12 protein-coding genes are annotated in these 13,198 nt (G+C 69.9%); 6 read left to right on the top strand and 6 right to left on the bottom strand.

What is annotated here, in order from left to right:
* Positions 1 to 450: 450 nt before the first annotated feature.
* Positions 451 to 918: a transglycosylase SLT domain-containing protein gene (locus OH809_RS27905; RefSeq protein ID WP_406419605.1), complete on the top strand. Its 468-nt coding sequence runs from the start codon at positions 451 to 453 to the stop codon at positions 916 to 918.
* A 265-nt stretch (positions 919 to 1,183) separates the two neighbouring features.
* On the opposite strand, the gene OH809_RS27900 is transcribed toward OH809_RS27905, so the two are convergent.
* The 3 genes from OH809_RS27900 to OH809_RS27890 are packed head-to-tail and all read right to left on the bottom strand — an operon-like array spanning position 1,184 to position 4,304.
* A complete protein-coding gene (locus tag OH809_RS27900) occupies positions 1,184 to 2,014 on the bottom strand; it encodes a sugar phosphate isomerase/epimerase family protein (protein WP_406419607.1) in 831 nt (276 codons plus the stop codon).
* On the bottom strand, positions 2,011 to 3,156 hold the full coding sequence (locus OH809_RS27895) for a dihydrodipicolinate synthase family protein (RefSeq protein ID WP_406515780.1): 1,146 nt from the start codon (positions 3,154 to 3,156) through the stop codon (positions 2,011 to 2,013). The genes OH809_RS27900 and OH809_RS27895 overlap by 4 nt, the downstream gene beginning before the upstream one ends.
* A complete protein-coding gene (locus tag OH809_RS27890; RefSeq protein WP_406515779.1) occupies positions 3,153 to 4,304 on the bottom strand; it encodes a Gfo/Idh/MocA family protein in 1,152 nt (383 codons plus the stop codon). The genes OH809_RS27895 and OH809_RS27890 overlap by 4 nt, the downstream gene beginning before the upstream one ends.
* A gap of 108 nt (positions 4,305 to 4,412) precedes the next feature.
* Here OH809_RS27890 and OH809_RS27885 point away from each other — a divergent pair, with 108 nt between their 5' ends.
* Positions 4,413 to 5,516, top strand: a complete 1,104-nt coding sequence (locus OH809_RS27885) for a LacI family DNA-binding transcriptional regulator (RefSeq protein ID WP_406419613.1) — start codon at positions 4,413 to 4,415, stop codon at positions 5,514 to 5,516.
* A gap of 121 nt (positions 5,517 to 5,637) precedes the next feature.
* A complete protein-coding gene (locus OH809_RS27880) occupies positions 5,638 to 6,426 on the top strand; it encodes a sugar phosphate isomerase/epimerase family protein (protein WP_406419615.1) in 789 nt (262 codons plus the stop codon).
* Between the two features lie 13 nt (positions 6,427 to 6,439).
* Here OH809_RS27880 and OH809_RS27875 read toward each other — a convergent pair whose 3' ends face one another.
* Complete coding sequence (locus OH809_RS27875; RefSeq protein ID WP_406419617.1) at positions 6,440 to 7,345, bottom strand: EamA family transporter; 906 nt, start codon at positions 7,343 to 7,345, stop codon at positions 6,440 to 6,442.
* A 100-nt stretch (positions 7,346 to 7,445) separates the two neighbouring features.
* On the opposite strand from OH809_RS27875, the gene OH809_RS27870 reads away from it, so the two are divergent.
* Positions 7,446 to 8,354 (top strand): LysR family transcriptional regulator, encoded by a 909-nt coding sequence (locus OH809_RS27870; RefSeq protein ID WP_406419619.1) that lies wholly within the window; start codon positions 7,446 to 7,448, stop codon positions 8,352 to 8,354.
* Positions 8,355 to 8,542: 188 nt separating this feature from the next.
* Positions 8,543 to 10,372, top strand: a complete 1,830-nt coding sequence (locus tag OH809_RS27865) for a glycoside hydrolase family 3 protein (protein WP_406515778.1) — start codon at positions 8,543 to 8,545, stop codon at positions 10,370 to 10,372.
* A 76-nt stretch (positions 10,373 to 10,448) separates the two neighbouring features.
* Here OH809_RS27865 and OH809_RS27860 read toward each other — a convergent pair whose 3' ends face one another.
* Complete coding sequence (locus OH809_RS27860) at positions 10,449 to 11,933, bottom strand: S28 family serine protease (protein ID WP_406419623.1); 1,485 nt, start codon at positions 11,931 to 11,933, stop codon at positions 10,449 to 10,451.
* Positions 11,934 to 12,033: 100 nt separating this feature from the next.
* Positions 12,034 to 12,468, bottom strand: coding sequence for a hypothetical protein (locus tag OH809_RS27855; protein WP_406515777.1), 435 nt, complete (start codon positions 12,466 to 12,468; stop codon positions 12,034 to 12,036).
* 160 nt (positions 12,469 to 12,628) lie between these two features.
* Between OH809_RS27855 and OH809_RS27850 the strand changes: the two genes are divergently transcribed.
* Complete coding sequence (locus tag OH809_RS27850; RefSeq protein WP_406515776.1) at positions 12,629 to 13,123, top strand: hypothetical protein; 495 nt, start codon at positions 12,629 to 12,631, stop codon at positions 13,121 to 13,123.
* The last annotated feature ends 75 nt before the right edge of the window (positions 13,124 to 13,198 follow it).

Genomic DNA, 13,198 nt, shown 5'->3' with positions numbered 1-13,198 from the left:
ACCAGTCCCTGTACGCCGCCCAGGCGGAGCCCCACGGCCTGCCCGCCGGGGAGCGACCGTCATTCCGCCGGGTGGTCCGGAGATGCTCGGTGCCTACTCCCTCGGGCTCCCAGGCCGCTGTGAATGGGCCAACCACGCTTTCATTACATTGCGCTTTTTATTCATTACGCGTGGCGAAGCGAAATAGAGGGCTCTTTGGTTAGTGCAGACAATACACCCATGTCCGTTTTGGGATGATTTAACGCTTCTGTCGTGTGACGTGGGCGATATGGTGCGCGTCACTATGATACGACTTAGTAGGGCAAAGAGGCCGTTCTGTGGCCCGTTTGCGGCCATTTCGGACACTGTTGCCGGTTCCCTGTACGTATCCCGATAGTAATAAGGGTCATTGACCGGAACTTGAACCCCGTTTAAGAATTCTTGGCATCCCGACGGAAGAGGTAATTTCCGATGCAGATCTCCGCGATGTCCAAGAAGTTCGCTCACATGACCCAGACCAAGAAGGTCTCGCTGGGCATGGCCGCCGCCGGCGCCGCAGTCGTCGCCGGTTCTCTCGTCGGCGCTCCGGCCGCCTCGGCCGCCACCCCTGCCCAGTCCGGCGGCAGTGTCAGCACCTGGATCAACCAGTCACTGGAGATCATGCGGGCGCAGGGCATCCCGGGCTCCTACAACGGCATCTACAAGAACCTGATGCGCGAGTCCTCCGGCAACCCCAACGCCATCAACAACTGGGACTCGAATGCCGCCAAGGGCATCCCGTCCAAGGGTCTGCTCCAGGTCATAGACCCGACCTTCAAGGCGTACCACGTCCCCGGCACCTCGTGGAACATCTACGACCCGGTCGCCAACATCACCGCCGCCTGCAACTACGCGGCCGACCGCTACGGCTCGATCGACAACGTCAACTCGGCCTACTGATCAGCTTGCGATGAAGCCGGTCTCGACGGCCACCGAGTCGGCCCGGTCCGGTCCGACCGGCCACAGCAGTCGTACGAGATGGGCCTGGTAAGGCGAAATGGGGTCCGGTCAGAAGACCGGACCCCCCTCGTTTTCCCCCTCCATCAGGGCTTCCCGATCCCCCCGGATCCCTCCCCGGAAGCGCCCGACGCAACATACGACCCGGCAGGGTGCAGAAGGGTTGCACCCCTTTGCGATGTCTTTACCCACCGCTTCGAATCCGCTCTCAGCAGGCGTGCTCGACGTACCGCGCCGCGACCTCCGCGAGGACTTCGGCGCCGTCGCGCGCCCACAGGTCCTCGTTGAAGATCTCCACCTCGATCGGTCCGTCGAAGCCGGTGGCCTCGACCATCTCGCGGAATGCGCGGAAGTCGACGCTCCCGTCGCCGAGTTGGCCCCGTCCGACGAGTACGCCCGCCGGGAGCGGGGTGATCCAGTCCGCCAGCTGGAACGAGTGGATACGGCCGCCCTCCCCCGCCCTCGCGATCTGTGCGGCCGCCTGGTCGTCCCACCAGATGTGGTACGTGTCGACGACCACGCCGACCTGCTCCGCCGGGAATCGCTCCGCGATGTCCAGGGCCTGGGACAGGGTGGAGACGACGCAGCGGTCCGAGGCGAACATCGGGTGCAGCGGTTCGATCGCCAGGCGTACGCCGCGTTCCCGCGCGTACGGGCCCAGCTCGGCAAGCGCTTCCGTGATGCGTTCGCGGGCGCCGTGGAGATCGCGGCTGCCGGGCGGGAGGCCTCCGGAGACCAGGACCAGGGTGTCGGTGGACAGGGCCGCCGCCTCGTCGATCGCGGCGCGGTTGTCGTCCAGGGCGCGGGCCCGTTCGGCCGGGTCGAGCGCGGTGAAGAAGCCGCCCCGGCAGAGGCTGGTGACGGTCAGGCCCGCGTCCTTCAGGAGCTGCGCGGTGCGCTCGACTCCGTACTCCTGGACAGGGCCCCGCCACAGGCCGACCTTGTCGATGCCCGCCTTGACACAGCCCTCGGTGAGCTCGGGCAGCGACCACTGCTTGATGGTCTCCTGGTTGATGCTCAGGCGCGACAGGTCCGTCACCGGACACCTCCGTTGACCGTGAGCAGGGCGCGCATCCGGGATTCGGCCAGCTCCGGGTCGGGGAACAGGCCCAGCCGGTCGGCGAGTTGGTACGCCTTCGCCAGGTGGGGCAGTGAGCGGGCGGACTGTAGGCCGCCGGCCATCGTGAAGTGGTCCTGGTGGCCGGCCAGCCAGGCGAGGAATACCACGCCCGTCTTGTAGAAGCGGGTGGGAGCCTGGAAGAGGTGCCGGGACAGCTCGACCGTGGGGTCGAGGAGTGCGCGGAAGCCCTTCACGTCCCCGGTGTCCAGGACGCGTACGGCGTGGGCGGCCAGCGGGCCGAGCGGGTCGAAGATGCCGAGCAGGGCGTGGCTGAAGCCCCGGTCGTCGCCCGCGATCAGCTCCGGGTAGTTGAAGTCGTCGCCGGTGTAGCAGCGGACCCCGCCGGGAAGTCGGCGGCGTACGTCGATCTCGCGCTCGGCGTCGAGGAGCGAGATCTTGATGCCGTCGACCTTGTCGGGGTGTTCGGCGATGACCTTCAGGAAGGTGTCGGTGGCGGCGTCGAGGTCCGATGAGCCCCAGTAGCCCTCCAGCGCGGGGTCGAACATCGGGCCGAGCCAGTGCAGGACGACCGGCTCCGAGGCCTGGCGCAGCAGATGTGCGTACGTCTCCAGGTAGTCCTCGGGGCTGCTCGCCGCGACGGCGAGGGCACGGGACGCCATCAGAACGGCCCGGGCACCGCTCTCCTCGACGAGGGTGAGCTGCTCCTCGTACGCGGCCTTCACCTCGGCGAGCGTGGCGGGCCCTGCGGGGAGCTGGTCGGTGCCGACGCCGCACGCGATCCGGCCGCCGACCGCCTTCGACTCGGCGGCGGAGCGGCGGATGAGCTCGGCGGCGCCGGCCCAGTCCAGGCCCATGCCGCGCTGGGCGGTGTCCATGGCTTCGGCGACGCCGAGGCCGTGCGACCACAGGTGGCGGCGGAAGGCGAGGGTGGCGTCCCAGTCGACGGCCGCGGGGTCGTCGGGGCTGATGTCGGCGTACGGGTCGGCGACGACATGGGCGGCGGAGAAGACCGTACGGGAGGCGAGCGGAGCCCCGGCCGGTGCGAGGTCGAGCGGGGTGGTGCGGGGTTCGTACGGGCCCTGCGGGAGATGGATCGTCACAGCGTCAGCTCCGGTACGTCCAGGCGTCGGCCCTCGGCGGAGGACTTGAGCCCGAGCTCGGCGAGCTGGACACCGCGGGCGCCGGCCATCAGGTCCCAGGTGTACGGCTCGTCGAGCACGATGTGGCGCAGAAAGAGTTCCCACTGGGCCTTGAAACCGTTGTCGAAGGCGGCGTTGTCGGGGACTTCCTGCCACTGGTCGCGGAACGACTCGGTGACCGGGAGGTCGGGGTTCCAGACCGGCTTGGGGGTGGCCGAGCGGTGCTGGATGCGGCAGTTGCGCAGCCCGGCAACGGCGGAGCCGTGCGTTCCGTCGACCTGGAACTCGACGAGTTCGTCGCGGTTGACGCGGACGGTCCAGGAGGAGTTGATCTGGGCGACGGCGCCACCGGCCAGCTCGAAGATGCCGTAGGCGGCGTCGTCGGCGGTGGCGGCGTACGGTTTGCCCTGCTCGTCCCAGCGCTGCGGGATGTGCGTCCGGACGTGCGCCTGAACGGTCTTGACCTGGCCGAACAACTCGTGGAGCACGTACTCCCAGTGCGGGAACATGTCGACGACGATGCCGCCGCCGTCCTCGGCACGGTAGTTCCAGGAGGGGCGCTGGGCCTCCTGCCAGTCGCCCTCGAAGACCCAGTAGCCGAACTCGCCGCGCACGGAGAGGATCTCGCCGAAGAAGCCGCCGTCGATGAGGCGCTTCAGCTTCAGCAGGCCCGGCAGGAAGATCTTGTCCTGGACGACGCCGTGCTTGATCCCGGCGTCCTTGGCGAGGCGGGCGAGTTCCAAGGCGCCCTCGACGTCCGTCGCGGTGGGCTTCTCGGTGTAGATGTGCTTGCCCGCGGCGATCGCCTTCTTGATCGCTTCGACGCGGGCCGAGGTGACCTGGGCGTCGAAGTAGATGTCGATGCGCTCGTCCGCGAGGACCGCGTCGAGGTCGGTCGACCACTCGGTCAGACCGTGCCGGTCGGCGAGTTCCTCCAGCGCGTGGGCGCGGCGGCCGACGAGGACGGGTTCGGGCCACAGCACCTCGCCGTCGCCGAGGTCGAGGCCGCCCTGCTCGCGGATCGCGAGGATCGAGCGCACCAGGTGCTGCCGGTATCCCATGCGACCCGTGACGCCGTTCATGGCGATGCGCACTGTCCTGCGTGTCACGAGGTTTCCTCCATACAGCCGTAGCAAGCGCTTTCTATGCGGTATGACGCTAGCCTGCCGACAGCGGCCCGGACAAGAGGGCTCCGTCCAAAACCCTCGGAGGAAGCGATGACAGTCACCCTCGCGGACGTGGCGGCTCGCGCCCGGGTGTCGCCCGCCACCGTGTCGCGTGTGCTCAACGGCAACTACCCGGTGGCGACGTCCACCCGGGAGCGGGTGCTGCGCGCGGTGGACGACCTGGACTACGTACTCAACGGACCGGCCAGCTCGCTCGCCGCCGCCACGTCCGACCTGGTCGGCATCCTGGTCAACGACATCGCCGACCCGTTCTTCGGGATCATGGCCGGGGCGGCGCAGACCGAGATCGGCGGGCCGGGCCACGGCTCCGGGCGGGCCGGGGGCGAGAAGCTCGCCGTCGTCTGCAACACCGGCGGCTCCCCCGCACGCGAACTCACCTACCTCACCCTGCTCCAGCGTCAGCGCGCCGCGGCCGTCATTCTCACCGGCGGCGCGGTGGAGGACCCGGCGCACCAGGCGGCGATGGCGGCGAAGCTGGCGAAACTCGCGGACGCCGGGACCAGGGTGGTGCTGTGCGGGCGGCCCCCGCTGCCCGAGGGCGAAGCGGTCGTGGCCGCGCTCGCCTTCGACAACCGGGGCGGCGGCCGGCGTCTCACCGAGCATCTGCTGACGCTCGGCCACCGGCGGATCGGCTATGTCGCGGGCCCGGTGGAGCGGACGACGACGCGCCACCGGCTGGAAGGGCACCGCGACGCGATGGCGGCGGCGGGCCTGTACGGGGACGACACAACCATGGAAGGGCGTCTCGCGAACGCCCGGGACGAGGATCGTCTCACTGTGCACGGCCCGTACGACCGCCGGTCCGGTTACGACGCGACGCTCGAACTCCTGCGCCGCGAACCGGAGATGACGGCGATCGTCGCCGCCAACGACACCGTGGCCCTGGGCGCGAGCGCGGCGATCCGGGACCGCGGTCTACGTATCCCCGAGGACATCTCCGTGGCCGGTTTCGACGACCTGCCGTTCTCGGTGGACGCGGTCCCGGCCCTGACGACCGTACGGCTGCCGCTGTTCGATGCGGGGGCGCGGGCCGGCCGGCTGGCGATGGGCAGGGAGACGCCGCCGCCCGGAGGCATCGCGACGATCGCGGCGGAGCTGATGGTGCGGGGGTCGACGGCGCCGCCGCGGAGGTGACGCGGCCGGGTTCCGCTCCCCGGTCCCGGGTACCCGTACCGCGTGCCGTGGGCCGATGATGTGCGGGCCGCTGTCCGGTCCGTACGGCGCAGGGGCAGGTACCGACGGAAGGAACACGCACGTGAAGCTCGCTTTCTCGACCCTCGGAGTACCGGGGATGCCGATCGCCGACGTCGTCCGGCTCGCCGTCGACCACGGCTACCAGGGGGTGGAGCTGCGCGCCCACCCCGAGGAGCCGGTGCACCCGGGGCTCTCCTCGGCCGAACGTGCCGACGTGGCCGAGGAGTTCAAGAAGGGCGGCGTCAAGATCCTGACCGTCGCCGGGTACGTCCGGGTCGCCGCCGAGGGGGAGGACCAGCCGGTACTGGACGAGCTCGCCGGGCTGGTGGAGCTGGCGCGGGATCTCGGCGCCTCCCACGTCCGGGTCTTCCCCGGTGGCGGTGGGCTCGACCCGGAGGTGGCCGATGCGAACGCCGCACGCCGGCTGGGCGCCGCCGCCCCGTACGCCGCCGACCTGGGCGTACGGATCCTGCTGGAAACCCATGACTCGCACCGGGCCGGTGCCGATGTGGCCCGGATCGTCGGGACGGTCGGGCACCGGCAGGTCGGTGCGCTGTGGGACATCATGCACACCTGGCTGGCGGGCGAGGAGCCGGCCGCGAGCCATGCGGTGCTCGCCCCGCACCTGGGATACGTACAGGTCAAAGACATCGCATCGGCGCAGGACACCGAACCGTTGGCGCTCGGGGCCGGGGTACTGCCGCTGGGTGCCTGCCTGGACACGCTGGACGCGGACAGCTGGGTCTGCTGGGAGTACGAGAAGCGCTGGCACCCGGACGCGCCCGAACTGCCCGGGCTGCTGAGCGCGGGACGCGAGCATCTGCTGCGGCTGGGTGCGCCCAAGCAGTAGGGGCCGGCCGGGTTCAGGCGCGCGCGGGCTGCGGTTCCGGCGTCTCCGCCGCCGCCCGCGCCCGCCGCGCCCCCGCCAGTGACGTGAGCGCCACCCCGCCCACCAGCAGCGCCGCGGCGCACCACCGCAGCGGGCTCACCGACTCGCCGAGGAACAGCGCGGCCGAGGACATCCCGAAGACCGGGACGAGCAGGGTGAACGGGGCCACGGACGACGCCGGATGGTGGCGCAGCAGGAAACCCCACGCCCCGAAGCCGAAGACCGTGGTGATCCAGGCAACGTAGACGATGATGCCGACGCCGCTCCAGTCCAGTGCGGCCAGCGCGTCGGCGTCGCGGTCCCAGCCCTCGAAGAGGAGGGAGAGACCGAGCAGCGGTAGGACGGGCACGGTCGAGACCCACACCATGAAGTTGAGGGAGTCGGGCGGGGCGGCCTTGCGGGTCAGGACGTTCGACACGCCCCAGCAGGCCGCCGCCACGATCACCAGCACGAACGCGAGCACGGGGCCGCTCGCGCCCTCGTCCACCGCCGCGACCCCGATTCCGGCCAGCGCGATCCCCATTCCCAACACCCTTGTTCCACCTGGTCGTTCGCCGAGCGCCAAGGCCGCGAAGAGGGCCGTGAAGACCGCCTGGACCTGGAGCACCAGGGAGGAGAGACCGGCGGGCATTCCGCGGTCCATGCCGATGAACAGCAGACCGAACTTCGCCACGCCCAGGACCAGCCCGACGCCCACGATCCACTTCCACGCGACCTTGGGCCGCCCGACGAAGAAGACCGCGGGCAGCGCCGCGACCAGGAAGCGCAGGGCGGAGAAGAGCAGCGGCGGGAAGTGCCCGAGGCCGACCTCGATGACGACGAAATTGACACCCCAGACGGCAGCCACCAGGGCGGCCAGGGCGATGTGAACGGGACGCATGGAGCGAGGATCGCCCGCCGGGACCATGTAGCACCAGCGCGGATTTCTTCATGATGAAATTGAGCGTTGCTAATGAATCAGGAAGGTCCGGGAGGTTCCGGTGCTCGATCTGTCCCGGCTGCGCGCCCTGCACGCCATCTCCGTCCACGGCTCCGTCGCGGGCGCCGCCGCCGCGCTCGGCTACACCCCGTCGGCGGTCTCCCAGCAGATCACGAAGCTGGAACGGGAGACCCGTACGACGCTGCTGGAGCGGCGCGGGCGCGGCGTCGCGCTCACCGAGGAGGCACTCCATCTCGCCGCCACCGCCCAGCAGTTGCTGGCGATCGTGGAGCGCGCCGAGACGACGCTGGAGGAGCGCCGGGGGCTGCCGACGGGACGGCTGTCGATCGGCGCCTTCGCCTCCGCGGCGCGCGGTCTGCTGCCCGGCGTGCTGGCCGAGCTGGACCGGGACCACCCCGCCCTGGACGTGCGGCTGACCGAGGTCGACCCTCATCTGTCGGTCGATCTGGTGGCCAAGGGCGTGATCGATCTCGCCGTCGCGCACGACTGGGACATCGCACCGTTGCCCGCCCCCGAGGGCATCGCGCAGGCGGTGATCGGTGACGACCGGTGCGATCTGCTGATGCCGAAGGGGCATCGCCTCGCCGGGCGGGACGCGGTGCGGCGCGAGGAGCTGGCGAAGGAGCGGTGGATCTGCCAGCCGCCGGGGACGGTCTGTCACGACTGGCTCGTACGGACGCTGCGGGCGGCGGGCTACGAGCCGGACATCCGGCACCAGGCAGAGGAGAACCACACCCAACTGGCGCTGCTCGCCGCCGGTCTCGGGGTCGCGATGATCCCGCGGCTGGGGCGGGGACCGCTGCCGGCGGGGGTGGTGGCGGTGCCGCTGGACCCCGTACCGGTGCGGCGGCTGTACGCGCTGTGGCGCACGGAGGCCGCCCGGCGGCCCGCGATCACGGTGGCGGTGAAATCGCTTCAGGCGCGGGGTGCGGGGGCGGGGTTGGCGTAGGTCCCGTCCTGGCGGTCTTCGTGGGCCCGGAGCGCCTGGCACGGCACCTCGCCGCGTTGTCGGAGTCACCCTCTCCGAGCCGATTATCGGACCACCCCCTTGACTGGAAGTTACTTTCTAGATATTCGTGCCCCTTGGAAGTTACTTTCACCGCCCCCTCTCCCCTGAGCACGGCCGAAGGAGCTCACGTGCACCACCGCACCTCCAGACGCACCCTCCTCACCGCCACCGCCGTGACCGCCGCAGCGGTTGCGACCGGCGCGGTCTCCGCCCCCGGGGCATTCGCTGCCTCCGCAGCCTCCTCCGCCTCCACCACCGAGCGCCTCAAGCAGCTCATCTCCCGGATGAGCCTGGAGGAGAAGGTCGGTCAGCTCTTCGTGATGCGGGTGTACGGGCACTCCGCCACCGAGCCCGACCAGGCCGACATCAACGCGAACATGGCCGAGATCGGGGTCCGTACCGCCGCCGAGATGATCGCCAAGTACCACGTCGGCGGCATCATCTACTTCGCCTGGGCGCACAACACCCGCGACCCGCACCAGATCGCCGACCTCTCCAACGGCATCCAGCGCGCCGGTCTCGCCGGTCCCACGCCCCTGCCCCTGCTGATCTCCACCGATCAGGAGCACGGCATCGTCTGCCGCGTCGGCGAGCCCGCCACGCTGATGCCGGGTGCGATGGCGCTCGGTGCGGGCGGTTCGCGTTCCGACGCGCGCAGGGCCGGGCAGATCGCGGGCGCCGAGCTCGCCGCGATCGGCATCAACCAGAACTACGCCCCGGACTCCGACGTCAACGTCAACCCGGCCAACCCGGTGATCGGCGTACGGTCCTTCGGCGCCGATCCGCAGGCCGTGGCCGGGATGGTCGCCGCGCAGGTGAAGGGGTATCAGAGCGCCGGGATCGCGTCGACGGCCAAGCACTTCCCGGGCCACGGCGACACCAACACCGACAGCCACTCCGGTCTGCCCTACATCCACCACTCCCGCGACCAGTGGGACGAGCTGGACGCGCCGCCGTTCCGCGCGGCAATCGCCGCGGGCATCGATGCGATCATGACCGCGCACATCGTCGTCCCCGCGCTCGACGCCGCCGAGGACCCGGCGACCCTGTCCCGGCCCATCCTCACCGGCATCCTGCGCGAGGAGCTCGGTTACGACGGTGTCGTGGTCACCGACTCGCTCGGCATGGAGGGGGTGCGCACGAAGTACGGCGACGACCGCGTGCCCGTCCTCGCCCTGCAGGCGGGTGTGGACCAGCTGCTGAACCCGCCGAGCCTCGACGTCTCCTGGAACGCCGTTCTGGCGGCCGTGAAGAGCGGCGAGATCAGCGAGGCCAGGATCGAGGAATCGATCCTGCGCATCCTGCGTCTGAAGGCGAAGCTGGGGCTGTTCGACGACCCGTTCGTCAGCCACCAGGGCGTGGACCGTGCCGTCGGCACCCGGTCGCACCTCGCCGCCGCCGACCGGATCGCCGAGCACACCACCACACTGCTGGCCAACACCGGTGCGGTGCTGCCGCTGTCCCGCCGCTCCCACAAGAACCTCCTCGTGGTCGGCGCCGATCCCGCCTCCCCGTCCGGCACCACCGGACCGCCGACCAGCACCCTCGCCGGCGCCTTCACCGAACTGGGGTATGCGGCGACCGCGCTGTCCACCGGCACCGCGCCCACCCAGGCGAAGATCGCCGAGGCGGTGGCGGCCGCGCAGGGCAAGGACGCGGTGATCGTGGGGACGTACAACGTCTCGGCGACCAGCTCCCAGCGCACCCTGGTCAGCGCCCTCGTGGCGACCGGCGTCCCGGTGATCACGATCGCGATCCGGAACCCGTACGACATCGCCCGGCTGCCCGCCCACGCGGCGAGCCTGGCCGCGTACTCCTGGACGGATGTCGAACTGCGCGCCGCGGCCCGGGTGATCGCGGGCCGCGCCGAACCGGAGGGCCGACTGCCGGTGCCGGTGCAACGGGCGGACGATCCGACGCAGGTGCTGTACCCGGTCGGCTACGGCCTGACGTACTGACCGGACGGGCTACGCGCGCGTGCCGGGTCCGAACCGCATGGTTCGGACCCGGCACGCATCACACCGTGCCGGCCTTTTACGGCCGCAGCGCGGGGCCCTGCCTGCGCTCGCTCGTCACATCCCGCTTGTCGAGCCGCGCGTCGTACGGCGCGAGCGGCTTCGCCTTGGCCGGGTCCGACTGCACGGCGGCCGGGGCAACACCCGCCCAGCGCAGGATGTCGGCGGTCGCCTGCGCCTTCTCGTCGTCGGTGAGACCGGCCACCTTGGAACCATGGTTGCCGCCGGCCACCGTGTAGACGTAGCTGTCATGGGCGCCGCTGCCGAGGCGGAAGGGCTCCGCACCCCACGGGTCGTTCTCCCCGTACACCCACATCATCCGGGTGGCGTTGTGCTTCACCCAGGTGTCGACGTCCCGCATCGCCGACGGCTGGAACGTCATCGGGATGGAGCTCGGCACGAAGGTGCGCGGGGGCTGGTATCCGTAGCGGCTGAGATTGCCGAGCCACGGCTGCTTGATGTCAGGCGAACCGAGCTGGGTGCCCGCCTGGTAGTAGTACGGCGTGTACGTGTTCAGGCCCTGGTCCGCGTAGGCGGAGAAGCCCGAGATGTTGTCGATCGAGTCCCAGATCGCCTGGTCGGGTGCGGTCTTGGCGTCGGCGGGGATGGTGTCGCAGTCGGCGAGCAGGCTGTACTGCCAGTACGCCCAGACGTAGTCCATGACGACGGCTTCGTACGCCTTGTCGAGCGATCCGACGGTGTTGAAGGTGTAGCCGTTCGTGTCGGCGTACTCCTTGTACTTCTTCTCCAGAGGCTCGCGGCGGATCAGCGCCTCGCGCTGCACACCCTCGAGCCGGTCGCGGCACTCCTTCGTGCCGACGTTCTCGAAGAACCGGTCGTACGCCGAGTCCTCCTGGTTGACCACGTCGTTCGGCGCGACGTACGCGACGACGCCGTCCATGTCTTTCGGGTAGAAGCGCTCGAAGTACGTGGCGGTCATGCCGCCCTTGGAACCACCGGTGCTCAGCCAGTTCTCGGAGTAGATCTGCTTCAGCGCGGTGAAGACGCGGTGCTGGTCGCTGGCTGCCTGCCAGATGTCGAGCTTCGACCAGTCGGCGGGGGCGGGGCGGGACGGGGTGAAGAAGCGGTACTCCAGCGAGACCTGGTTGCCGTCGATGATCCGGGTCGGCTCGGAGCGGCTGGGGTTCGTGGAGACGTTGTACCCGCTGGTGTAGAAGACCGTCGGGCGCGACGTGTCCTTGTGCAGCAGGGTGATGCGCTGCTGGAACGTGCCCTCGGACGGGTGCCGGTGGTCGATCGGCTGGGTGTAGTTGAGAACGAAGTAGCGGTAGCCCGCGTACGGCTTCTCCTCGATCAGACTCATCCCGGGTATCGCCAGGATGCGGTCCTTGATGTCCGCGGTCGCATCGGCGGACCGGTCGGACCCGGCGGACCGGATCGCGGTCGCGTCCGCGGCACTGGCCGCACCGACCGAGGCACCCGTCGCGCTCACCGTGCCTATGAGCACCGCGAGCGAAAGGAAACCTCTGAGCGCCTTGCGCATGCACCCTCCCGGGGAATTCACCTGGATTCACAAGATTCATCGCGAATCTAGCGGTGCAACACCCGGCTGAACAGCCCCTCTTGTCACATCGTCAGAAATATCAGCAGAGTATCCAGCCCGTGGCGCCCGATTTTCCGGCAACCGAACCCGCGACCCGGACACATCGGTGCAGCGCGTGGACGGTCACCCGGCCGGTCTGCTTGGTATACCTGCCGCTGTCGGTGACGGGCCGGCCGCCGCGTGCCTGGATCATGACGGACATCTCGCGGCGCGGGCCCGACTTCTTCGCGACCGTGATCGCGCAGGCGTAGGAGCGGCTCCTGAAGATGCGCACCTCGCCCGTGGAGAACGTCAATGTCTTCGCGAGCCGTCCGCCGCAGGGCGATGCGGCGTCGGCGCTGCCGGCCCCGGGACCGCCGAGCACCAGCCCGACGGCGGTCACCAGTGCCAGTACGAACACCTGGACCAGCGCCCGCCGTCCGATGCCGCCGTCTCCGGCGGTTCTCCCATTCCTGTTTCCCAGCAGTTTCGTCACCCCATCGAACACTCTCGCGCCCGCCCGGCTCGTACGCGTACATGCGTACGACGCGAAGGGCCATCCGAAGGTTGCATGCGGCCCGCTCCACATCCCGCGCAACCGAACCTCCACACCATGGATCCAATAGGGCAGAGTCATACGAAAGGTAGGAACTGTCGTGATCCGACTCCGCAATGAGCCCAGCCCGCGCGGCCGCCGCACCGCCAGCCGCACCCTTCTCGTGACCGCTCTCCTCGCCGCCGCCTCCGTGGTCCCGGCCGCCGCTGCCGCGTCGCAGGCCCCGGCGCCCGCGACGCAGACGCGCAACACCCACTCCACCCCCGCCCATCAGCAGGTCGCCCACTTCTACGGCGCTTATATCGACGCGGTCACGGCCGAGGGAGGCGGCAAGCTCGCCACCGCCCTCCGGTCCTTCTACCTGACGCCCGGGCTCCGCTCACAGCTGCGCACCTGGGAGGCGCGCAACCACGCGGACGGGGTGCTCCGCGCCCAGAACGCACCGCTCGCCCTCAAGGTCACCGCGGGCGACAGCGGCGCCGGTCACACCTGGTCGAAGGTGCGGCTGACCTGGAGCGGCGGCAAGCACCCCACGTACACCTATCTGACCGTTCAGTCGGACCTGCAGACCGGCAGGATCTCCGGCATCCGCTGAGACCCGCGGTTCAGAGTGCCCGGCAGTAGGCTTCGCGGCGTCGCGGGGCTGGGGCACGCACCTCGCGGCGTTGTC

This window comes from Streptomyces sp. NBC_00873, from assembly GCF_045207415.1.
GTDB lineage: Bacteria > Actinomycetota > Actinomycetes > Streptomycetales > Streptomycetaceae > Streptomyces.
Note: the sequence above shows the minus strand (reverse complement) of the source record. Positions and strands in the feature narration are given on the sequence as shown.